The sequence below is a fragment of the Pseudomonas corni genome (assembly GCF_057128765.1).
In genome coordinates this window covers 51,085-72,997 of the sequence record NZ_JBSKHW010000015.1, presented here as the reverse complement: position 1 = coordinate 72,997, position 21,913 = coordinate 51,085, and the positions used below count along the sequence as shown (strand labels likewise).

Annotated in this window: 22 protein-coding genes and 1 pseudogene; 9 read left to right on the top strand and 14 right to left on the bottom strand. The window is 60.7% G+C overall.

Going from position 1 to position 21,913, the window contains the following annotated elements:
* Positions 1 to 3 precede the first annotated feature (3 nt).
* The 11 genes from ACWKV9_RS21620 to nrdR all read right to left on the bottom strand — a co-directional run bounded on the left by ACWKV9_RS21620 (position 4) and on the right by nrdR (position 8,134).
* The gene (locus ACWKV9_RS21620) at positions 4 to 798 is read right to left on the bottom strand and encodes a cobalamin-binding protein (RefSeq protein ID WP_483838138.1); all 795 of its coding nucleotides are present in this window, start codon (positions 796 to 798) and stop codon (positions 4 to 6) included.
* Positions 798 to 1,217 carry an MFS transporter gene (locus tag ACWKV9_RS21615; RefSeq protein ID WP_483838137.1) on the bottom strand — a complete coding sequence of 140 codons (420 nt, stop codon included), beginning with the start codon at positions 1,215 to 1,217 and terminating at the stop codon, positions 798 to 800. Before ACWKV9_RS21615 ends, ACWKV9_RS21620 begins: the two co-directional genes overlap by 1 nt.
* Positions 1,214 to 1,831, bottom strand: a complete 618-nt coding sequence (gene ribA, locus ACWKV9_RS21610) for a GTP cyclohydrolase II (protein ID WP_483838136.1) — start codon at positions 1,829 to 1,831, stop codon at positions 1,214 to 1,216. The genes ACWKV9_RS21615 and ribA overlap by 4 nt, the downstream gene beginning before the upstream one ends.
* A gap of 228 nt (positions 1,832 to 2,059) precedes the next feature.
* Positions 2,060 to 2,587 (bottom strand): phosphatidylglycerophosphatase A family protein, encoded by a 528-nt coding sequence (locus ACWKV9_RS21605; RefSeq protein ID WP_483838135.1) that lies wholly within the window; start codon positions 2,585 to 2,587, stop codon positions 2,060 to 2,062.
* Entirely contained in the window at positions 2,584 to 3,549 is a 966-nt protein-coding gene (gene thiL / locus ACWKV9_RS21600) for a thiamine-phosphate kinase (protein WP_483838134.1), read from the bottom strand. Before thiL ends, ACWKV9_RS21605 begins: the two co-directional genes overlap by 4 nt.
* A 41-nt stretch (positions 3,550 to 3,590) precedes the next feature.
* On the bottom strand, positions 3,591 to 4,088 hold the full coding sequence (gene nusB / locus ACWKV9_RS21595) for a transcription antitermination factor NusB (protein WP_268798180.1): 498 nt from the start codon (positions 4,086 to 4,088) through the stop codon (positions 3,591 to 3,593).
* The gene (ribH, locus tag ACWKV9_RS21590; RefSeq protein ID WP_349800744.1) at positions 4,085 to 4,561 is read right to left on the bottom strand and encodes a 6,7-dimethyl-8-ribityllumazine synthase; all 477 of its coding nucleotides are present in this window, start codon (positions 4,559 to 4,561) and stop codon (positions 4,085 to 4,087) included. The genes nusB and ribH overlap by 4 nt, the downstream gene beginning before the upstream one ends.
* A 142-nt stretch (positions 4,562 to 4,703) precedes the next feature.
* Positions 4,704 to 5,795, bottom strand: a complete 1,092-nt coding sequence (gene ribBA, locus ACWKV9_RS21585; protein WP_483838133.1) for a bifunctional 3,4-dihydroxy-2-butanone-4-phosphate synthase/GTP cyclohydrolase II — start codon at positions 5,793 to 5,795, stop codon at positions 4,704 to 4,706.
* Positions 5,796 to 5,810: 15 nt separating this feature from the next.
* Positions 5,811 to 6,482 carry a riboflavin synthase gene (locus ACWKV9_RS21580; RefSeq protein WP_483838132.1) on the bottom strand — a complete coding sequence of 224 codons (672 nt, stop codon included), beginning with the start codon at positions 6,480 to 6,482 and terminating at the stop codon, positions 5,811 to 5,813.
* 45 nt (positions 6,483 to 6,527) lie between these two features.
* Positions 6,528 to 7,667, bottom strand: a complete 1,140-nt coding sequence (gene ribD, locus ACWKV9_RS21575; RefSeq protein WP_483838131.1) for a bifunctional diaminohydroxyphosphoribosylaminopyrimidine deaminase/5-amino-6-(5-phosphoribosylamino)uracil reductase RibD — start codon at positions 7,665 to 7,667, stop codon at positions 6,528 to 6,530.
* 2 nt (positions 7,668 to 7,669) lie between these two features.
* Positions 7,670 to 8,134 (bottom strand): transcriptional regulator NrdR, encoded by a 465-nt coding sequence (gene nrdR, locus ACWKV9_RS21570; protein ID WP_268798185.1) that lies wholly within the window; start codon positions 8,132 to 8,134, stop codon positions 7,670 to 7,672.
* 175 nt (positions 8,135 to 8,309) lie between these two features.
* Between nrdR and ACWKV9_RS21565 the strand changes: the two genes are divergently transcribed.
* From ACWKV9_RS21565 to trxA, 3 genes are all read left to right on the top strand, one after another.
* A complete protein-coding gene (locus tag ACWKV9_RS21565) occupies positions 8,310 to 8,765 on the top strand; it encodes a hypothetical protein (RefSeq protein ID WP_483838130.1) in 456 nt (151 codons plus the stop codon).
* Complete coding sequence (locus ACWKV9_RS21560; RefSeq protein WP_483838129.1) at positions 8,762 to 9,415, top strand: class I SAM-dependent methyltransferase; 654 nt, start codon at positions 8,762 to 8,764, stop codon at positions 9,413 to 9,415. The genes ACWKV9_RS21565 and ACWKV9_RS21560 overlap by 4 nt, the downstream gene beginning before the upstream one ends.
* Positions 9,416 to 9,644: 229 nt before the next feature.
* Positions 9,645 to 10,523: a thioredoxin gene (gene trxA, locus ACWKV9_RS21555; RefSeq protein WP_483838128.1), complete on the top strand. Its 879-nt coding sequence runs from the start codon at positions 9,645 to 9,647 to the stop codon at positions 10,521 to 10,523.
* Positions 10,524 to 10,645: 122 nt separating this feature from the next.
* Here the strand turns inward: trxA and ACWKV9_RS21550 are convergent, their stop codons facing one another.
* Positions 10,646 to 10,987, bottom strand: coding sequence for a hypothetical protein (locus ACWKV9_RS21550; protein ID WP_483838127.1), 342 nt, complete (start codon positions 10,985 to 10,987; stop codon positions 10,646 to 10,648).
* Positions 10,988 to 11,218: 231 nt separating this feature from the next.
* Between ACWKV9_RS21550 and ACWKV9_RS21545 the strand changes: the two genes are divergently transcribed.
* From ACWKV9_RS21545 to ACWKV9_RS21525, 5 genes and pseudogenes are all read left to right on the top strand, one after another.
* Positions 11,219 to 11,797: a DUF2796 domain-containing protein gene (locus tag ACWKV9_RS21545; RefSeq protein ID WP_483838126.1), complete on the top strand. Its 579-nt coding sequence runs from the start codon at positions 11,219 to 11,221 to the stop codon at positions 11,795 to 11,797.
* Between the two features lie 61 nt (positions 11,798 to 11,858).
* Positions 11,859 to 12,568, top strand: a pseudogene (locus tag ACWKV9_RS21540) (ABC transporter ATP-binding protein); the annotation flags it as partial.
* 2 nt (positions 12,569 to 12,570) lie between these two features.
* Positions 12,571 to 13,836, top strand: coding sequence for an ABC transporter permease (locus tag ACWKV9_RS21535; protein ID WP_483838125.1), 1,266 nt, complete (start codon positions 12,571 to 12,573; stop codon positions 13,834 to 13,836).
* 8 nt (positions 13,837 to 13,844) lie between these two features.
* Positions 13,845 to 14,369, top strand: coding sequence for a DUF3299 domain-containing protein (locus ACWKV9_RS21530; protein ID WP_483838124.1), 525 nt, complete (start codon positions 13,845 to 13,847; stop codon positions 14,367 to 14,369).
* Between the two features lie 195 nt (positions 14,370 to 14,564).
* Entirely contained in the window at positions 14,565 to 15,248 is a 684-nt protein-coding gene (locus ACWKV9_RS21525; protein WP_483838123.1) for an OmpW/AlkL family protein, read from the top strand.
* A 114-nt stretch (positions 15,249 to 15,362) separates the two neighbouring features.
* Here ACWKV9_RS21525 and ACWKV9_RS21520 read toward each other — a convergent pair whose 3' ends face one another.
* On the bottom strand, positions 15,363 to 16,292 hold the full coding sequence (locus ACWKV9_RS21520) for an NAD-dependent epimerase/dehydratase family protein (RefSeq protein ID WP_483838122.1): 930 nt from the start codon (positions 16,290 to 16,292) through the stop codon (positions 15,363 to 15,365).
* Positions 16,285 to 17,169 (bottom strand): sugar nucleotide-binding protein, encoded by an 885-nt coding sequence (locus ACWKV9_RS21515; RefSeq protein WP_483838121.1) that lies wholly within the window; start codon positions 17,167 to 17,169, stop codon positions 16,285 to 16,287. The genes ACWKV9_RS21520 and ACWKV9_RS21515 overlap by 8 nt, the downstream gene beginning before the upstream one ends.
* A 300-nt stretch (positions 17,170 to 17,469) precedes the next feature.
* Between ACWKV9_RS21515 and ACWKV9_RS21510 the strand changes: the two genes are divergently transcribed.
* The gene (locus ACWKV9_RS21510; RefSeq protein ID WP_483838120.1) at positions 17,470 to 21,792 is read left to right on the top strand and encodes an Lhr family helicase; all 4,323 of its coding nucleotides are present in this window, start codon (positions 17,470 to 17,472) and stop codon (positions 21,790 to 21,792) included.
* Positions 21,793 to 21,913: the final 121 nt, after the last annotated feature.

The window sequence follows — 21,913 nt, the reverse complement described above, 5'->3', positions numbered from 1 at the left end:
CACTCACCGCTCCGGCGCGATCACCGCGCACAGCTTCGCCAGCGCTTCAATCATCTGCCCACTCGGCCGCTCAAGGCCTTTGTCAGGGACCAGCACCAATCGCTCATCACGGACTGCCGCTACCTGCGGCCAGGCCTTCCAGGCGTTCAGCTGGGTCTGCGAACCTGCAACGATCACCTGTGGATTGCGCTGCAACACGCTCTCGATACTGACCTGCGGCGCAGGCTGCGGCAGGTCGGAAAATAGGTTCTGCGCGCCACACACCGCCAGCGCATCGCTGATGATCTGCCCGCCCCCAACGGTGTACAACGGCGGGGCCCAGACCTGATAAAACACCCTCAGCGGCACATCCCGCCGATAACGAGCGCGCAAATCCATCAGCCGTTGGCGAAACCGGTCTGCCATGAGCTCGGCGCTTTCATTGCGCCCGAGACGCGCGCCGATCTGCTCGAACTGCTCGGCCAATTGCTCCAGCGAGTGCGGTTCAGCCACGTAAGTGGGGATGTTCAGGCGGCGCAATTGATCGCGCTGAGCGACGGCGACGCTGCCAGGCCAGAGCAGCAACAAATCGGGCTGGAGGCTGAGTAGCCGCTCCATCTCCAGTTGGCCGTAACGTCCGACCGAGGGCAGCTTTGCAACTTGAGGGGGACGATCGCCGCCGTCCAGCACACCGACCAACAGATCGGAGGCGCCCAGTTCAACGACGATTTCAGTGAGAGAAGGCGCAAGGCTGATCACTCGCTCGGCAGCCTGGGCCTGACCGAGCAACAGCAGCAGAAAAGTAAGAAGCCAGCGCATCAGGCCAGTTGGCGAGGGATGCGATAGAGATAAAGCAGGATCACGCTCGACAGCGCCAGCAGCGCTTGCGCTACCGGTTCAAGGCCGACGAACACTGATAACGCAGCGATCCATGCCGGCAACCCGGCCACCAAAAAGGCGGCACGACGATCAGCGGCGAGCTTGATCCACGCAGCAGGCTCTTCAGGGGTATTGAGCGCGGTCTCTGTAGCGATCAGCGAACGCTTGTAGACGCCAAACGGCTTGAGGCTCACAAACATCGAAGCGATGCCAGCAATGAACATTGGCATTGCCAGCACAGGAATTACGGGGGCGTTGCTACCAAAAAAGACTGCAACCACGAACAACGGCGCCAGCGTCAGCAGCAATTGCCACCACCAGGCAATTGCCAGACGCCGCCGAACGTTGCCCCGAGTCACGCGGGGTCGACCTCACTCTGGTGCTCGTTGCCCATCATGTGGCCCAGTTTGCCGGCCTTGGTCGCTAGGTACAGTTTGTTGTGCGGGTTGTGGCCGGTATGCAGCGGTACGCGTTCTGCAACGGTAATGCCCATTTCGGTAAGTGCTTTGACCTTACGAGGGTTGTTGGTCATCAGACGTAGTGAATGGATGCCCAAGTGATCAAGCATCGGCAGGCAAATGCCGTAATCACGCTGATCGGCAGCGAAGCCCAGACGCTCATTGGCTTCAACGGTGTCGGCGCCACCATCTTGCAACTCGTACGCGCGGATTTTGTTCATCAGGCCAATGCCACGCCCTTCTTGGCGCAGGTACAACAACACGCCACGACCCTCGGCGGCAATCGCACGCAAGGCCGCTTCAAGCTGGGAGCCGCAATCACAACGCTGGCTGAACAGTGCATCGCCGGTCAGGCATTCCGAATGAACACGACCCAGAACCGGCAGGCCATCGGACACGTTACCCAAGGTGAGGACTACGTGCTCACGTCCGTTTTCCTCTTCGAGAAAGCCGTTCATGGTGAATTGCGCGAAAGGGGTAGGCAGCTTGGAAGCGGCGACAAAGACGACGGGCACCGTGTGCTCCTGATCTGTGTGGGACTGGAGATTTGCAGGCGGCATTGTAACAGCAGCTTTCAGGAGAAGCTTAGGCTGAATTGTCGGGTAAACAGATCGGGAAGTTTGATCAATGCACAGTTCCTGTAGGAGCGAATTTATTCGCGAAAGGCAGGCTCAGCCAATGCAGGTTCATCGGCCGTGCCACCGCATCGCGAATAAATTCGCTCCTGCAGAATCAATGGACGCTTAGAAAAACCCCATCGCCCACATCTTCGCCCATCCCCACACCAGACCCTGCATCGCCAGCCAGGCGAAGACGCCGGCCAGGACATCGTCGAGCATGATGCCGACCCCGCCATGCACGTGCTTGTCGATCCAGTGAATCGGCCATGGTTTGAGGATGTCGAAAAATCGGAACACGAGGAAACCCACCAGCAACCAGACCCAACCTTCAGGCACTAGCCACAAGGTGATCCACATGCCGACCATCTCATCCCAGACGATGCCTTCGTGGTCGTGAACGCGCAGATCGTCAGCCACTTTCCCGCACAGCCAGAAGCCGAAAAGCATGGTGATGCCCAGCATCAACCAATAGCCCCAGTCCGGCAGCATTTGCCACAACGGAATGAACGGCACGGCAACGATGGAACCCCAGGTGCCCGGCGCTTTCGGCAGCGTGCCGGAGCCGAAGCCAAAGGCCAGGAAATGCCAGGGATTGGTCCACACCGACGGTGGAACGTTTTCCGCCGGGACCTGATTAGGATGATCTGTCACCGTGTCTCCCGAAAATGTTGGTAGCCCCGAATGATCGGGGTGACGTCCTGGCCTTGGCCATCGACGAGCGTGACGCCCTGCCCTTCAACCACTCGACCGATGACAGATATCGGCCAGCCCTCGGCCAGCAAGTCAGGCAAAAATGATGGCGCCAGTGTGAACGCAAGAATGTAGTCGTCGCCGCCGGTGAGTGCAGCTTGCTGCGCCGCATCGTGTCCGAAAAAGTCCAGCAACGCTTCGGACATCGGCACCTTCTCCCGCTCGACCAGCAGCCGAACACCAGAAGCCAGCGCGATATGCCCGCAATCAGCCAGCAGTCCGTCAGAGATATCCAGTGCCGACGTAGCCTTGCCGCGCAACGCTTGCCCTAGAGCCAATTGCGGTTGCGGCGACCAATAGCGCGCCAGCAAGGCCTTTGAGGTAGACGCCTCGGCGCTGCGCTGGTTCAACACCAGTGGCAGCGCCCCCGCCCCATCGCCCAACGGGCCGCCGACACACAGCAGATCGCCAGCCTTCGCGCCGCTGCGGGTCAACGCCAGACCTGACGGCACTCGACCGAACACCGTGACGGTAATGCTCAACGGCCCGCGCGTCGTGTCGCCACCAATCAGGCGCATCGAGCAGCTTTGCGCCATCTGGTTCAAACCCTGGGCGAACGCCTGCAACCAGTCAGCGGAAACGTCTGGCAAGGTCAACGCAAGAGTAAAAACAAGAGGCGTGGCGCCCATGGCAGCCAGATCGCTGGCAGAAACGCCGAGGGCGCGCTGGCCCAGCAGGGAAGGATCGCAGGCTTCAGGGAAATGCACCCCGGCCACCAGCGTGTCAGTGGAGATCGCCAGGTGTTCACCCGACGGCACCGACAACAGGGCGCAATCGTCGCCGATCCCCAACACAACGCCTTCGCCCGACTGCGCACAGGGCGAAGCGGCGAAATAATTGCGGATCAGCTCGAATTCGCCCATGGCGTCAGACGCTCAGGTCCTGGGGCAAACCCCAGAGGCCCTTAGCGCTTGTGAGCCTTCACTTCGACTTCGCGCAGACGCGGAGCCAGCTTGTCGAGCACGCCATTGACGAACTTGTGGCCGTCGGTCGAACCGTAGACTTTCGCCAGCTCGATGCCTTCGTTGATGACCACGCGATACGGCACGTCGATGCGCTTGAGCAGCTCGTAGGTGGACAGGCGCAGAACGGCCAGTTCAACCGGATCAAGCTCTTCGATCGTGATGTCCAGGCAAGGCGCGAGCGCGGTGTCGATCTCGGTCTTGTTGGTGGCAACGCCGTGAAGCAGCTCGTGAAAATAAACGCCATCAACGTCTTTGAAGTCGTTGTCGACGCGGAACTGCGCTTCGATTTCGTTCAGCGAGTGACCCGCCATGTGCCACTGATACAGGGCCTGCATCGCCAGCTGACGTGCTTCGCGGCGCTTGGCGCTACGATTTTTGGCAGCCTCGGGCGACTTGGCATCGCGTGGGTTGAACTGGTCGCTTTCGTCGTTAATCACTTGGCCTCCAACTGCGCCAACAGGCTGACCATCTCAACGGCGGACAGCGCTGCTTCAGCACCTTTGTTGCCGGCTTTGGTGCCGGAACGTTCGATGGCTTGTTCAATGGAGTCGACGGTCAGCACGCCGAAGGCGACGGGCACGCCGAACTCCATGGAGACCTGGGACAGGCCTTTGACGCATTCGCCGGCAACGTATTCGAAGTGCGGAGTACCGCCACGAATGACAGCGCCCAGAGCGATGATCGCGGCGAATTCGCTGCGTTGAGCGACCTTCTGCACGACCAGTGGAATTTCGAAAGCACCCGGCGCGCGGATGATGGTGATGTCGTCTTCGCTCACGCCATGGCGAACCAGGGCATCAACGGCACCGCTCACCAGGCTTTCCACGACGAAGCTGTTGAAGCGGCCAACCACCAGGGCGTAGCGGCCTTGTGGGGCGATGAAGGTACCTTCGATGGTCTTCAGGGTCATTCGGCTGAGTCTCGTATTCTCGTATTAAAGAGCAAGCAAGCGCGCATCAGGCGCGCGCTTCCAGGGATTTTAGGCCACGAAACAGAAAAGGCAGCGCAAACGTGTTGAACAACGGGGTTTCGCACGTATTCGCTGCCGGTCTTTATTCGGAGGGCACGTATTCTACAACTTCCAGATCGAAACCGGATATCGCATTGAACTTCATTGGCGAACTCATCAGGCGCATTTTGCGCACGCCGAGGTCACGAAGAATCTGCGAACCGGCGCCCACAGTGCTGTAAGTAGTGGGCGATTTAGGTGTGGTGTTCTCGGCCGTGTCGCGAATATGCGCCAGCAACACGTCTCCATCGAGCGGATGTCCGAGCAGCAAAACCACGCCGCTGCCAGCTTGGGCAACGGCGCTCATGGCGGCACGCAGGCTCCAGCGGCCGGGCTGCTTGACCATCAACAGGTCGCGCAACGGGTCCATGTTATGAACGCGCACCAGAGTCGGTTCTTCTGCGCAAATCTTGCCCAGCGTCAGCGCCAGGTGAACATCGCCTTCAACCGAATCGCGGTAGGTCACCAGGTTGAACTGGCCCAGTTCGCTGTCCATCGGCTGCTCGGCAATCCGCTGAACGGTACGTTCGTGGATCATGCGGTAATGGATCAGGTCGGCAATGGTGCCGATCTTGATGCTGTGTTCAGCGGCAAATGCTTCGAGTTCTGTGCGACGGGACATGGTGCCGTCGTCGTTCATCACTTCGCAGATCACGCCGGTCGGCTCGAAACCGGCCATCCGGGCCAGATCGCAGGCAGCTTCGGTATGGCCTGCGCGGGACAAAGTGCCGCCCGCTTGCGCCATCAACGGGAAGATATGACCGGGGCTGACGATATCGTCGGCGCGGGCATCTTTTGCAGCGGCCGCTTGCACGGTGCGCGCGCGGTCAGCGGCGGAAATGCCGGTGGTAACACCTTCGGCAGCTTCGATGGAAACGGTGAACTTGGTGCCGAAACCCGAGCCATTACGTGGCGCCATCAGGGGCAGCTTCAGGGTTTCGCAGCGCTCGCGGGTCATGGGCATGCAGATCAGTCCACGGGCGTAACGCGCCATGAAGTTGATGTGCTCGGCCTTGACGCACTCGGAGGCCATGATCAGATCGCCTTCGTTTTCGCGATCTTCGTCATCCATGAGGATGACCATCTTGCCTTGGCGAATGTCTTCAACCAGCTCTTCAATGCTATTGAGCGCCACGCGGCACCCCCTTAATCAGGATTTGAGGTAGCCGTTGGCGGCAAGAAAACCTTCGGTGATGCTGCCGCCCTGGGCGGGTGTCGGGTCGGCGGCCTTGTCGCCGAGCAACAGACGCTCTAGGTAGCGCGCCAGCAAGTCGACTTCGAGGTTGATCTTACGGCCCGGACGGTAGTCGCCCATGATGGTTTCGGCCAGCGTGTGCGGGACGATGGTCAGTTCGAACTCGGCGCCATTGACGGCATTGACCGTGAGGCTGGTGCCATCGACGGTGATCGAACCCTTGTGGGAAATGTATTTGGCCAACTCACGGGGCGCGCGCATGCGGAACTGAATCGCACGGGCGTTCTCTTCGCGGGACAGGACTTCGCCGACGCCATCGACGTGGCCGCTGACCAGATGACCACCTAAACGGGTGGTGGGGGTGAGGGCTTTTTCCAGATTGACCCGGCTGCCCGCCTTCAGATCGATGAACGCGGTGACGTCCAGTGTTTCGCGGCTGACATCAGCCCAGAAGCCATCGCCGGGCAGCTCTACCGCCGTCAGACAAACGCCGTTGACGGCAATGCTGTCGCCGAGTTTGACGTCGGAAAGATCAAGTTTGCCGGTCTCAACATAAACGCGGACATCGCCGCCTTTAGGGGTCAGGGCGCGGATGCTGCCGATGGATTCGATAATGCCGGTAAACATGGGTCCTCCAGGAGAACAGGGCCAGCGATGAGCAATGGCCGGAAATTATACGCCGGGGTGCGACGCGGGTATTGCGATGACGCGCCAATCATTTCCAATGGCGCGCATTTCGACGATTTGCAGTTCAAGCGCTTCATTCATTTGCGCCAGTGGCAGATCCAGCAACGGACGCGCACTTGAGCCCATAAACTTGCCGGCGACAAAGATCTGGAATTCATCCACCAGCCCCAACCGCGTAAATGCACCCGCCAGCTTCGGCCCGGCTTCGACCAGCACGTCATTGACGCCCCGGGCTGCCAGCTCGACCAACAATTTGCGCAGGTCCACGTGCCCGCCACTGCTCGGCAGCGCCAGCATATCGTGGCCTTCGGCGTGATAACGCTCGCGGGCCGACGCCGCTGCACAGGTCACTACCAGCGCGCTACCGGCCTTGAAAAACGGCGCATCGAGAGGGACGCGCAGTCGGCCATCGATCAGTACGCGCAGCGGCGGACGAGTCACCGCCAGCGCGGTCAACTCGGCGCTCAGGCCCAATTCATCGGGGCGCACGGTCAGGCGAGCATCGTCGGACAGCACCGTATCGGCGCCGGTCAGCACCACGCTCGATTGCGCGCGCAGACGCTGTACTGCCGAGCGCGCTTCGGGGCCGGTGATCCATTTGCTTTCGCCGCTGGCCATGGCGGTGCGGCCGTCGAGGCTCATCGCCATTTTCACGCGCACGTACGGCAAGCCGTGCTCCATACGCTTGAGAAAGCCCTTGTTGATCGCCCGCGCTTCGCTTTGCAGCACGCCGCTCTGCACGTTGACCCCCGCATTCATCAGCCGCAGCAAACCGCGTCCGCCGACATCAGGATTGGGGTCTTGCATGGCGGCCACGACGCGGGAAATGCCCGCTTCGAGCAAGGCGTCGGCACAAGGTGGGGTTCGGCCATGATGGCTGCAAGGTTCGAGGGTGACGTACGCAGTAGCGCCACGGGCTTTGTCGCCAGCATGGCGCAGGGCATGAACTTCGGCGTGGGGCTCACCGGCCCGGACATGCCAGCCTTCGCCGACGATTGTGCCGTCGCGCACGATGACGCAACCCACTCGGGGATTGGGGTGCGTGGAATAAACGCCTTTGCGCGCCAGTTCCAGCGCGCGAGCCATGTAGAAGGCGTCCAGTGCGGCTTGTTCAGTCGAAGACATGCTCACTCTTTAACCGGCTCGCGGGCCAGTCGGTCGATTTCTTCGCGGAATTCGTTGAGGTCCTGGAACCGCCGGTAAACAGAAGCAAAGCGGATATAGGCCACTTCGTCGAGTTTTTGTAGCTCGCCCATCACCAGTTCACCGACGATCAATGACTTGACCTCGCGTTCGCCGGTGGCGCGCAGCTTGCTTTTGATGTGGGCGATCGCGGCTTCAAGGCGCTCGACGCTGACGGGGCGCTTTTCCAGCGCTCGCTGCATGCCGGCACGCAGCTTGTCCTCGTCGAACGGTTGGCGGCTGCCGTCTTGCTTGATCAGACGTGGGAGCACCAGTTCAGCGGTCTCGAACGTGGTGAAACGCTCGCCGCAGGCCACGCATTCACGGCGACGGCGGACTTGATCGCCCTCGGCGACCAGGCGGGAGTCAATGACTTTGGTGTCGTTGGCACCGCAAAAGGGACAGTGCATGGTGGCAGGCAACAATAAAAGGGAGGGCCATGGTAGCGCATCCCGCTGGCAAGACAAGTCTCGGGGTTTGCGGTATACAGACGCCCATCAAGCGCTGCCAAAACAGCCGCCGTCGGCGATACTGCGTGACATCACGCCCCGCCCCTCCTCGCATTGGTTTTTCCCGGAGTTGTTCATGACGCTACGATTGCTCGCCGTATTCAGCTTTGCCGGCCTGCTGGCCGCGTGTAGCAGCACTGAGCCACCGACGCCCGCGCCAGCGCCCGCCGCCACCAAAACGGCCCCGCTCAAACTGCCTGAAGGACCGGGGCCATTGCTGCCTTATCAGCGCGAGCTGAGCGGCCAATTGCTGGGCGTACCTGCAGGCGCTGAAGTCGAAATGGCGCTGCTGGTGATCGATGACCGCAATCGCCCGCAAAAACTGCTGTCGAGCACCAAGCTGATCGGCAACAGCAAGTCGTTGCCCTTCCAGTTGCGCTTCAACCCTGAAGCCTTCCCGGTGGGCGCGCGGGTCGAGTTGCGTGGCCGCGCCAGCCAGTCCGGTCAGTTGATTCTGCATTTGCCATCGGTGCTGATCCAGACACCAGAGACTCAAGCCCTGGGCCAGTTGCAGTTCGTCACCGCGCCATGAGCCCACCGCTTCAACTCCAGGCAGCGCTGAGCGAACTGCTCGGCGATGCCCGGTTGGTGGCTGAGTCGTTGCCTGATACCGATCTGAGACTGTGGCTGATCGATGCGCAGAACATGGATCGCGCGTTCAGCCCTGACGAAACCCGACGCATCCTCGACGACCCGCCCTACTGGGCTTTTTGCTGGGCCAGCGGTCTGGCGGTTGCGCGATTTCTGGCCGAGCATCCGCATTGGGTCGAAGGCAAGCGCGTGCTGGATTTCGGCGCAGGCTCTGGGGTGGCGGGGATTGCAGCAATGAAAGCTGGCGCGCTGGAAGTGGTGGCGTGTGATCTTGATCCGTTGGCGATTGAGGCCTGTCGGGCCAATGCGGCGTTAAATGATGTGGCGCTAGGTTATTCGGATGATTTCTTTGGCGAGGCGGACCGTTTCGATCTGATTCTGGTGGCCGATGTGCTCTATGACCGCGCGAATCTGCCGTTGCTGGATGCGTTTTTGAGTCGCGGTCGGCAGGCGTTGGTGGCCGATTCGCGGGTCAGGGATTTCCAGCATCCGCTGTATCAGCGACTCGCGATTCTGGAGGCGTTGACGCTGCCGGATCTGGCCGAGCCGTGGGAGTTTCGCAAGGTGAGTCTGTATCACGCGGCCCGTTGAACTCCCGCTTCGATAGGGACCTCGCGAACGCTGAGCGACCTGTAGGAGCGCGCTTGCCCGCGATGGCGTCGGATCAAATACATCGTTGGCGTCTGGCACACCGAGATCGCGGGCAAGCGCGCTCCTACAGACGATCGAGCTATATCCCTCCTACATCTGACACACCCCGCTTCCGACAATCCCCCGAGCGCTTTATAGTTGCCCCATTCACGATTTCCCGAGATTACCGATGAGCCAGGCCACTCCCTACATCTTCGACGCGACCGTTGCTGACTTTGATCAGCTGGTCATCGAGAACTCGTTTCACAAACCCGTGCTCGTGGATTTCTGGGCTGAATGGTGCGCGCCGTGCAAGGTGCTGATGCCGCTGCTGCAAAAGATCGCCGAGGACTACCAGGGCGAACTTCTGCTGGCCAAGGTCGATTGCGACGCCAACGAAGAAATCGTCGCGCGCTTCGGCATTCGTAGCCTGCCGACCGTGGTGCTGTTCAAGGATGGTCAGCCGGTGGACGGTTTTGCAGGCGCCCAGCCTGAATCGCAGATCCGCACCCTGCTTGAGCCTCATGTGCAGATGCCCGAGCCCATCGACACCGAGGCCGACCCGCTGGAAACCGCTCAGTCGCTGTTCGCCGAAAGCCGTTTTGCCGACGCCGAAGCGATTCTGAAAACCCTGCTGGCCGAAGACAACACCAACGCAGCGGCGCTGATTCTGTACGCACGCTGCCTGGCTGAACGTGGCGAACTGACGGAAGCAGGCGCCGTGCTCGACGCTGTGAAAAGTGACGATCACAAAGCAGCGCTGGCTGGCGCCAAGGCGCAGTTGACGTTCCTCGCACAAGCCGCTGCTCTGCCGGACGCTGCTGACCTGAAAACTCGTCTGGCGCAAAACCCGCAGGATGATGAAGCGGCTCATCAACTGGCGATGCATCAATTGTCGCGCCAGCAATACGAAGCGGCACTGGAAGGGTTGCTCAAGCTGTTCATCCGCAACCGCAGCTACAACGAAGGTCTGCCGCACAAGACCCTGTTGCAGGTGTTCGATCTGCTCGGCAATGACCATCCGCTGGTGACCACCTACCGCCGCAAGCTATTTGCTGCGTTGTATTGATCACCGCGCCCTGTAGGAGCGCGCTTGCCCGCGAATACGGTATGCCGGTTAACACATGATTGGCTGACACACCGCAATCGCGGGCAAGCGCGCTCCTACAGAGAAGCATCGCGTTGCCGCCCTCACCCCACCCAGCAATAAACCGGCGTGTCCGCGCCGCTTTCGACCTTCACGTTCGGGTTATGCCGCAACCGCACCAGCAGGCGTTTGCCTGCCGCCGAACTGCCGGTCAGCCCTTCCAGTTGTTCCAGCAAATCCGGCCCGGTGATCTGCCCGGCCTTTTGCAGCAATTCCTGGGCAATCTCCCAGATCTTGTCGTCCTGGCGCTTTGGCGCTGCTTTCACGTCTTCAGCCGCGGGCTTCGCTGCCTGAAGTTGAGCGCCCAACTGCGCCCAATCGCCGTCGTCCAGCTCAAGGGTCAAATCCACCGGCAGATCGCCGATGGTTCCACGGATACGTAGCATGGTTCGATTCCTCTGATTTGGCTGGCAGCATGGTCCCACAGCTGTTGTCAGGCTGCACGCGGCCCCCTGTAGGAGCGAATTTATTCGCGAGGCGGCGTGCCTGAATCATCGCGTCAATTGCTCGCCAACAAGTTGGCTCCCACAGGATCAGCGCAAAAACTTAGAAACCATCGAGCCGTATTGTTATAAGATCACATAACAACACCTAACCCCCATCCCGGAGCCCTGCCCATGCGTCGTCTGTTGCTCGCCCTGCCCTTCGCCTTGTTACCTCTCGCCATCGCCCACGCCGCCGACGAACATGATCACGATCATGAGCACGCCAGCCTCGGCGCTCACGAACACGGGGTAGCGCGGCTGGACGTGGCGCAAGAAGGTACGACGCTGGAGTTTGACTTCAACACCCCCGCCATGAACATCGTCGGCTTCGAACACGCTGCCACCAGCGACGCTGACAAGGCCAAACTCGCCGATGCCCGCGATGCCTTGCTCAAGCCACACGGCCTGTTCAGCGTCCCGGAAGCGGCGCAATGCTCGGTAATTTCGCAGAAACTCAGCAGCCCGCTGTTCGGCGACAAGGATGAAGACGGCGATGCCGACGAACATGCCGATGACCACGACCATGAGCACAGCGAGATCCACGGTAATTACCGGTTCACCTGCAACGTGCCATCGATACTGACCCAACTGGACCTGACGCAGATCTTCCAGACCTTCCCCGCCACCCAGAAAATTCAGGTGCAATTGATCACTGCCAAGCGTCAACTGGGCGCCGAAGTGCGCGCCAGCAATCCGGTGATCAAGTTCTAAACCGCTTGCCTCACATGCGACCGGCCACTCGGTCGCTTCATTTTTCGACATGACGCAGGCCATGACTCAAGCACTCATCGAACTGTCCGACCTTGGCTTCACTTGGCCGGGTCACCCTCAGTTGCTGGACATTCCGGCGTTCCGTCTGGAGCCCGGCGAAACGCTGTTCCTTAAAGGCCCCAGCGGCAGCGGCAAAACCACGCTGCTGGGTCTGCTCGGCGGCGTGCAGGCGCCCAATCGCGGCAGCATCCGGCTGCTGGGGCAGGAACTCACGCAATTATCCGCTGGCGCCCGCGACCGTTTTCGGGTCGATCACACCGGTTACATCTTCCAACAGTTCAACCTGCTGCCGTTTTTGTCAGTGCGCGAGAACGTCGAGCTGCCGTGTCATTTCTCCAAATTGCGCACGCAACGAGCAACACAGCGCCACGGCAGTGTCGATCAAGCCGCCGCTACGCTGCTTGCGCACTTGGGCCTGAAAGATCCGGAAATGCTCAGCCGACGCGCTGACTCACTTTCCATCGGCCAGCAACAGCGAGTTGCCGCCGCGCGGGCCCTGATCGGTCAGCCAGAATTGGTGATTGCTGACGAGCCGACTTCTGCGCTTGACGCTGACACCCGCGAAGCGTTTATCCGCTTGCTGTTCGCAGAGTGCCGCGACGCCGGGGCTAGTCTGTTGTTCGTCAGCCATGATCAAAGCCTGGCGCCGCTATTCGACCGGAACCTGTCGTTGTCCGAACTCAATCGCGCCGCCGTCGCCCCCGAGGTTTGAGATGTATCTTTTTCGTCTGGCGATGGCCAGCCTCGCCAACCGCCGCTTCACCGCATTTCTCACGGCCTTCGCCATTGCGCTGTCGGTCTGCCTGTTGTTGGCCGTGGAACGCGTGCGCACCGAAGCGCGGGCCAGTTTCGCCAGCACCATCAGCGGCACTGATTTGATCGTCGGCGCGCGTTCCGGCTCGGTGAATCTGCTGCTGTATTCGGTGTTCCGCATCGGTAACGCTACCAACAACATCCGCTGGGACAGCTTCGAGCACTTCGCCCAGAGCAAGCAGGTGAAGTGGGCGATCCCGATTTCCCTGGGCGATTCCCATCGCGGCTACCGAGTGATGGGCACCAACGAATCCTATTTCGAGCACTACCAGTTCGGCAGGCACCAGAGCCTTGAGCTGGCTGAAGGTCGGGCCTTCGCCACCGACCCTTTTGAAGTGGTGCTCGGCGCCGAAGTAGCCGATGCGCTGAAGTACAAGCTGGGCGACAAGCTGGTGCTGGCCCACGGCGTGGCGGCGATCAGTCTGGTCAAGCACGACGATAAACCATTCACCGTGGTCGGTATTTTGAAGCGCACCGGCACACCCGTGGACCGCACGTTGCACATCAGCCTCGGCGGCATGGAGGCGATTCATATCGATTGGCATAACGGCGTCCCAGCCCAAGGCGCGGGCCGGATCAGCGCCGATCAAGCGCGAAACATGGACCTGACGCCGACCGCGATCACTGCGTTCATGCTGGGCCTTAACAGCAAAATCGCGACCTTCGCCGTGCAGCGCGAGATCAATGAGTTTCGCGGCGAGCCAATGCTGGCAATCCTGCCGGGCGTGGCGCTGCAGGAGCTGTGGAGTCTGATGGGCACGGCGGAAAAAGCGCTGTTCGTGATCTCGCTGTTTGTGGTGCTGACGGGGCTGATCGGCATGCTGACGGCGATCCTCACCAGCCTCAATGAGCGTCGTCGGGAGATGGCGATCCTGCGTTCGGTCGGCGCGCGGCCTTGGCACATCGCCAGTCTGTTGATCCTTGAAGCGTTCGCCCTGGCGCTGGCCGGTGTCATCAGCGGCACCGTGCTGCTGTATATCGGTATCGCGGCGGCGCAGGGTTATGTGCAGGCCAATTACGGTTTGTTCCTGCCGTTGTCGCTGCCCAGCGAGTATGAATGGACCTTGCTCGGCGGTATTCTCGGCGCGGCCGTGTTGATGGGGGTCGTGCCTGCGTGGCGCGCTTATCGGCAGTCGCTGGCCGATGGTTTGTCGATTCGTTTGTGAGGAAGTGGATGATGCGTTGGCTGTGGTTGATGGTGTTGATCGTGATCGCTGCGCCTGTGTGGGCCGATCAGATTCGTGTGCTTACGTGGCAGGAAATGATCCCCGCCGACGCCCCGCCGGTGAAGCTGATTACCGCGCCCATGCACGACCTGTCGAAGATGGCGGACACGCTGTCGATGGAGTCCGCCCCCGCCGCGCATCAGCTTGCGCCCCACGCGCCGGTGGTCAAATCCCTGAACGGCCAGACCGTTCGCCTGCCGGGTTACATCGTGCCACTTGAAGTGAGCGAAGAAGGCCGCGTGACGGATTTCCTGCTGGTGCCGTATTTCGGCGCCTGTATCCATGTTCCCCCGCCGCCGCCGAACCAGATCGTTCACGTCACCAGCGAGCTGGGGGTGAAAGTCGATGAGCTGTACCAGCCTTACTGGATCGAAGGGCCGATGCAGGTCAAATCCTCGACCACGGACTTGGCGGATGCGGGATACCAGATGGAGGCCGACAAAATCCTGATATATGAACTGCAGGATCAATAATTTTGTAGGAGCGCGCTTGCCCGCGATTGCGGTGTATCAGTCAATACAGATGTGGCGGACAAACCGCATTCGCGGGCAAGCGCGCTCCTACAGTTATTCGCCACCAAGACACTTTTCCTTGCCTCAGATCAAAACTCCCGCGTTAGAGCCTTCGTAACATCAGACATCCTTTTCTGATGCCTTTACGGAGCCCCCATGAACACCTCACTGCTTGGCGCATCGTTGATTGCGCTAGCCCTTTGCCCCCTCGTTGCCAACGCTCACCAGGCTGGAGACATCATCGTTCGCGCGGGCGCGGCTACTACAGCGCCGAACGAAGACAGTGGCAACATCAAGCTCGATGGCGCGAAAGTCGCGGGCACTAAAGCCACGCTGGACAGTGACACTCAGTTGGGCCTGACCTTCGCGTACATGCTCACCGATCATGTCGGCCTTGAATTGCTAGCGGCCACGCCGTTCCAGCACACCGTCGCGGTCAAGGGGCTCGGCGCAGGCCTGGACGGCAAGCTGGCTGACATCAAACAGCTGCCACCAACCTTGTCGTTGCAGTACTACCCGATGGAATCTGCGTCAAAGTTTCAGCCGTATGCAGGCCTGGGCGTGAACTACACCTGGTTTTACGACGAAGACTTGAGCAGCACGCGCAAGAACGAAGGCTTCAGCAATCTGAATCTGAAGAACTCGTGGGGTTGGGCTGGGCAAGTGGGGATGGACTACATGCTCACCGATCGGATGATGGTCAATGCGTCGGTCTGGTACGTGGACATCGCCACCGAAGCGACCATGGACGGGCCATCAGCACTGAGCGTCGGACGCACCAAGGTCAATGTTGATGTGGACCCATGGGTTTATATGGTGGGGATTGGCTACAAGTTCTGAAAACGGTGGACCCTGTAGCACCGCGCTTGCCCGCGAATACGGCGTGTCAGTTAACTCATTAGTGCCTGACATACCGCAATCGCGGGCAAGCGCGCTCCTACACAGAGCCGCTTCTCAGCGACCGAGCAACTTCGCCAACCCAACCCTCAACGGCGTCGGCTCCGGCATGTCGAAACGCTCGACCAAACGCTGATTATCCGCGCGGGAATGACGAATATCCCCCGAACGCCCCGGCAAGTAAGTGACCTCAGGCAAATCGCCAACCACTTCCGACAGGGCCGCCAGCAACTCATTGAGCGAAGTCGTGGCGTTCAGGCCGACATTGATCGCGCCCTCCTGCACAACCGGCTGCTCCAGCGCCTGCACCAGAATCCCGGCCAGATCGCCGACATAGAAGAAGTCGCGCGTCTGTTCGCCATCACCAAACACGCTGATCGGCAGGCCTTTTTCGGCGCGCTCGGCGAAGATGCTGATCACGCCGGAATAGGGCGAGGAAGGGTCCTGACGTGGCCCGAAAATATTGAAAAACCGGAACGCCACCGGCTCCAGACCGTGCTGACGCCGATAGAAATCCAGGTAGTACTCACCAGCCAGTTTGTCTGAAGCGTAAGGCGTGAGCGGCGCTTTGGGGGTGTCTTCGCTGATTGAATCGCCTTCGCCGTTATTGCCGTATATGGCCGCACTGGAGGCAAAAATAACGCGTTTGATCCCCGCCTTACGCATGGCTTCGCACACGTTAAGTGTGCCGATGAAGTTGCTTTGATGGGTTTTGACCGGGTCATCCACCGACGCTTGCACCGAGGCCACAGCGGCCAAATGCACCACTGACTGACAGCCCAGAGCCGCACGGGCAACGACAGCCGCATCCGCGACATCGCCTTCAATCAGCTCTACTCGAGGATTGTCCAGCGGCAGATTGCTGCGCTTGCCGGTGGAAAGGTCATCGAGCACTCGGACCGAGTAACCCTCGGCCAGCAAGGCGTCGGCCAAGTGTGAACCAATAAAACCGGCACCGCCGGTGATCAAGACGGGTGCATCAGACATGACGGTAATAGCGATCCAGTAAGCCCGGCAGGCCAGCACGCCAGGCGCGCGGCTTGATGCCGAAAGTGTGAAGGATTTTCTTGCAGGCCAGCACTGCGTTTTGCGGCTCTTCGGCAGCGTCGGGGCGTGCGGCGTGAGCCTGAGCCGTCGGTGCTTCGATGGCCAGCGGGTGCATCAGCCGGGCTTCGGTGAGAATCGCCTGGCCCAGCGCCAACGGCGTGGTCGCCTCGTGACCTGCGTAGTGATAAGTGCCCCACAGCGGCGCTGCGCAATCGAGTTGCTTGAGCACGGAAATGATCACCCGCGCCGCATCGTCCACCGGCGTCGGATTACCACGGCGATCATCTGCCAACAGCAGCTCAACCGGGGATTGGGCCTGAGTTAGCAGGCGGCCGAGCACGCCATCAGCGCTGTTATCGAGCAACCAGCCAAAACGCAGCAGTACATGCTGTGGGCAGGTCGCGCGCACGCTTTGCTCGATACGCCATAACGCCTGACCTCTGGAGCCCAGAGGCACGGGTTCGTCTTTTTCGCTGTAGGCCGTGGCTCGCGAGCCATCGAACACGCGATAGCTCGAAGGCTGCACGAGGACAATGTTGTGGTGCTGACACAGTTCGGACAGGCGCTCGACCGAGCGTTCCTGGCTGGCAAGACGCTCTGCGCTCACACTCTGCGCCTGAAACCAGTCGAAGTAGTAAGCCAGATTGATCAAGGCATCCGGGCGGGTGTCGTCGAGCAGTTGCGTCAGGCTTGCCGCATCCCAACCGTCTTGCGGTGGACGCGGTGCTAGGAAGCCAATGTCCTCCTCGGCACCCAGACGAATCAACGCCTGCCCAAGGGCATTCCCGCCGCCCAACAGCATAAGGCGCATTCGCATAAAGTCAGTTGGCTCAGTCTCAGGAATCAGTTGAAAAAACGGGTGAAAACCGCCCGCAAACATAACACGTCATGTGTTTTCTCCCAACAGGCACCGGCTGTCCAGCGAACGCCGTCACCAATGGCCGTTACGATAATCCTGTGGGAGCGGACTCGTCCGCGAAGACTAACGTTCAGACAATAAAGATGCAGTGGATCTACCGGCCCCTTCGCGGACAGGTCCGCTCCCACGGGTTTTGCCGTCATGCGCGCCGATCACCGGCGCTTGCATCTGCACGGCGGCGCCCTCATAAAATCAGACATGAACCTACCCCAGACGCTCAACCCGGTGCTCGGCGATTTCCATCCCGCTGTCAGCGCCTGGTTTCGCAGCACCTTCCCGGCGGTTACGCCCGCTCAGGCCCAGGCGTGGCCGTTGATAAAGCAGCGCCAGTCAACGCTGATCGCAGCGCCGACCGGCTCGGGCAAAACCTTAACGGCGTTTCTTGCGGTGATCGATGATCTGGTTCACAAGGGCCTCGACTCGGGCGGCGCGCTGCCGGATCAAACGTTCGTGGTCTACATTTCGCCGCTCAAGGCACTGTCCAACGACATCCAGATCAACCTGCAAAACCCGCTCACGGGCATCACCGATCATCTATCTCGCATGGGCCTGCCGGAACTGCGCATCAGCACTGCAGTGCGCACCGGGGATACGCCGCAGAAAGAACGCACGTCGATGCGCAAGACGGCGCCGCACATTCTGGTCACCACCCCGGAATCGTTGTACGTGCTGCTGGGCTCCGACTCCGGCCGACGCATGTTGTCGAGTACCGAGACGGTCATCGTCGATGAAATCCACGCCATCGCCGCCAGCAAACGCGGCAGTCACCTGGCCCTGAGCCTGGAGCGCTTGCAGGCCTTGTGCAGCACGCCGTTATTGCGCATCGGCCTGTCCGCTACGCAAAAACCCATCGAGCGGGTGTCGCGTTTTCTAGTGGGCAGTGATCCGGTCAAACGGCCGTGCGCCATCGTCGACATCGGCCATGCGCGTCCTCGGGATCTGGCCATCGAAGTCCCACCCGTGGCATTGACCGCGATCATGGCCAATGACGTGTGGGAACTGGTCTACGACCGCCTCGCGGACCTCGCCCGCAAACATCGCACCACGCTGATTTTCGTCAACACCCGGCGCATGGCTGAACGCATGGCGCGGCATTTGAGCGAACGCTTGGGCAAACAGGCCGTCGCCGCCCACCACGGCAGCCTGGCAAAAGAGCAGCGTCTGGACGCCGAACAGCGGCTCAAGCGTGGCGATTTACAAGTGCTGATCGCCACTGCTTCCCTGGAATTGGGCATTGATATCGGTGATGTGGACTTGGTCTGCCAGATCGGTTCGCCCCGTTCGATCGCCTCGTTTTTGCAGCGCGTCGGTCGCTCGGGGCATCAGGTGGGCGGCACGCCAAAAGGTCGTCTGTTCGCGACTTCCCGCGACGACTTGATCGAATGCACCGCGTTGCTCGACTGCGTGCGCCGGGGCGAACTGGACACACTGCTGATTCCCAGCGCTCCGTTGGATGTATTGGCGCAACAGATCATCGCCGAAGTCAGCTGCCAGGAGTGGGAAGAACAAGCGCTGCTGAATATGTTTCGGCAGGCCTCGCCCTACGCCAGCGTCAACGAAGAACATTATCAGGCGCTGCTGCGCATGCTGGCCGAGGGTTATACCGGGCGCCAAGGCGTGCGCAGCGCGTATCTGCACCGCGATGCGATCACTCGGACTTTGCGCGGGCGGCGTGGCAGCAAGCTGACAGCCGTCACCAGCGGCGGGACGATTCCGGACAACGCCGACTACAGCGTGATGCTCGAACCCCAGGCGCTGAACATCGGCACGGTCAACGAAGACTTTGCCGTTGAAAGTCTGGCGGGCGACATCTTTCAGCTGGGCAACACGTCCTACCGCATCCTGCGCATCGAGGCTGGTCGCGTGCGGGTCGAGGATGCCCAAGGCATGCCGCCGAACATTCCTTTCTGGCTGGGTGAGGCGCCGGGACGCAGCGCTGAATTGTCGTTCGCCGTGGCGCGTTTGCAAGAGCATCTGGACGAGCTGCTGACCGCGCACCCTAGTGAGTTATCGCGCTGCATGGAATGGCTGATGGACACTCTCGGTCTGGATTACGCCAGCGCCGAGCAGATCGTCGAATACCTGGCCCGCGCGCACTCGGTGCTGGGCGCCCTGCCCTCGCAAAACACGTTGGTGATGGAGCGCTTTTTCGACGAATCCGGCGGCACGCAACTGGTGATTCACACGCCTTTTGGCAGCCGCATCAATCGGGCTTGGGGCCTGGCGCTGCGCAAACGGTTTTGCCGCACCTTCAATTTCGAGTTGCAAGCCGCCGCCAGCGAAGACGCCATCGTCTTGTCGCTGTCCACCAGCCACAGCTTCGCGCTGGAAGAAGTGTGGCGCTATCTGAATTCCCAAACCGCCGAACACTTGCTGATTCAGGCCGTGCTGGATGCGCCACTTTTTGGCGTGCGCTGGCGCTGGAACGCAGGGGTTGCACTGGCGCTGCCGCGTTACACCGGCGGTCGTAAAGTCGCGCCGCAATTGCAGCGCATGAAAAGCGAAGACTTGATCGCCACTGTCTTCCCCGATCAGATCGCGTGCCTGGAAAATCTGGTGGGAGAGCGCGAAGTCCCGGACCATCCGCTGGTAGAGCAAACCCTGGACGATTGCCTGCATGAAGCGATGGACGCCGAAGGCTGGCTCAACTTGTTGCGGCGCATGGAAAACGGCGACGTGCGGCTGATCAGTCGCGATCTTCCTGCGCCCTCCCCTTTGGCGGCAGAAATGCTCAGCGCCCGCCCTTACGCGTTCCTTGATGACGCACCACTCGAAGAACGCCGTACTCAAGCAGTATTGAACCGGCGCTGGAGCGATGCGCAATCTTCGGACGACTTGGGCGCGCTGGATGCCGAGGCTATCAAGGCAGTGGGCGAGGAAGCCTGGCCGCAGCCGCAAAACCCCGATGAAATGCACGAAGCGTTGATGACGCTCGGTTGCGTCAGCGGCGCTGAGGCCCGCCAGCAACAAGACTGGATGAAATGGCTGGAAACCTTGGCAACAGCCGGGCGCGCGACTCGTTTGCAGGTAAATCCTGAACACGCCCTATGGATCCCACTGGAACGCCTGACGTGCGTTCAAGCGCTTTACCCGACGGCAGAAATGCATCCTCCCCTAGCCGCGCTCGCCGGTTTCAACGACGTTTGGAGCGAAGAAGAGGCGGCAGTGGAAATTCTCCGTGCGCGCTTGAGCGGCTTCGGCCCTTTGACGCTCTCGGCCATTGCTGAACCGCTGGCGATGTCTGACAGCCAGATCGCCCAAGCCCTGGCAATTCTGGAGGCTGAAGGCTACGTGCTACGCGGTCGTTTCAGCCCCGGCGCCAACGATGATCAATGGTGTGAGCGGCATTTGCTGTCGCGCATTCATCGTTACACGGTCAAGCGTCTGCGTCGGGAAATCGAACCGGTGTCGTTGCAGGACTTCATGCGTTTTCTCTTCGATTGGCAGCATTTGTCCAGCTCGACGCAGAGCCAAGGCAAGGCTGCACTGCCGGAAGTGCTCGATCAGCTGGAAGGTTTTTGCGCCGCTGCGGGCTCATGGGACGGCGACATTTTGCCCGCGCGGCTGAAGGACTATTCCCAGAGTTGGCTTGATGATATTTGCCGGTCCGGCAAAGTGGTGTGGATGCGTTTGGCAGCAAGAAACAAAGTTGGCGCCGCTGCACTGCGAAGTACGCCGATTGTGTTGCTGCCACGATCCCAGGTGAGTCTCTGGAGCGGCTTGACCGAGCAGCCCGCGCCCACCGAACTGTCGTTACGTGCGCAGAAGGTTCACGAAACGCTGACACTGCATGGCGCGATGTTTTTCGATGAGTTGACCTCCGAGGCCCACCTACTGCGTACGGAACTGGAGAATGCGCTGCAGGAGTTGGTCGGTGCGGGGTTGGTGAACGCCGACAGCTTCGCTGGTTTGCGCGCACTGATCACGCCTGCCAGCAAACGCTCGGCCCACACCAGTCGGCGTAATCGTGGGGCGTTCATTGGCGGCATGGATGACGCCGGGCGCTGGGCTTTATTGCGTCGGGCTTCGGCGCCATCGGCGGTGGATTCAAAACGTGCGCCGCCCACCGATCCGACGACGCTGGAACATATCGCCATGACCTTGCTGCGTCGTTACGGCGTGGTGTTCTGGCGGGTGCTGGAGCGCGAGGCGGATTGGTTGCCGAGTTGGCGAGAGTTGCTGCGCACGTTCCATCGGCTGGAAGCACGCGGGGAGATTCGCGGCGGGCGGTTTATCAGTGGTCTGGCGGGCGAACAGTTTGCGTTGCCGGAGGCCATTCCTTTGCTGCGTGAGATTCGCAAGCGGCCATTGGATGGCAGCGTAATCAGCATCAGCGGCACTGACCCGCTTAATCTGGTTGGGACATTGTTGCCCGGCGCCAAAGTGCCTGCGCTGGTGGGCAATCGGTTGGTGTATCGGGACGGTATTGCGGCAGCGGCGGTGATCGCCGGTAAACCGGTTTACTGGCTGGAGCTTGATGCCGCGGCCACCGCGCAGGTCAGGGATCGGTTGTTGCGGTGATGCTGCGCACCTCCCTGTAGGAGCGCGCTTGCCCGCGATAGCTTTTTACCTGCCCCAAATCTTTCGACTGGCACACCTCAATCGCGGGCAAGCGCGCTCCTACTGTCCGGAGTCGGTCCCG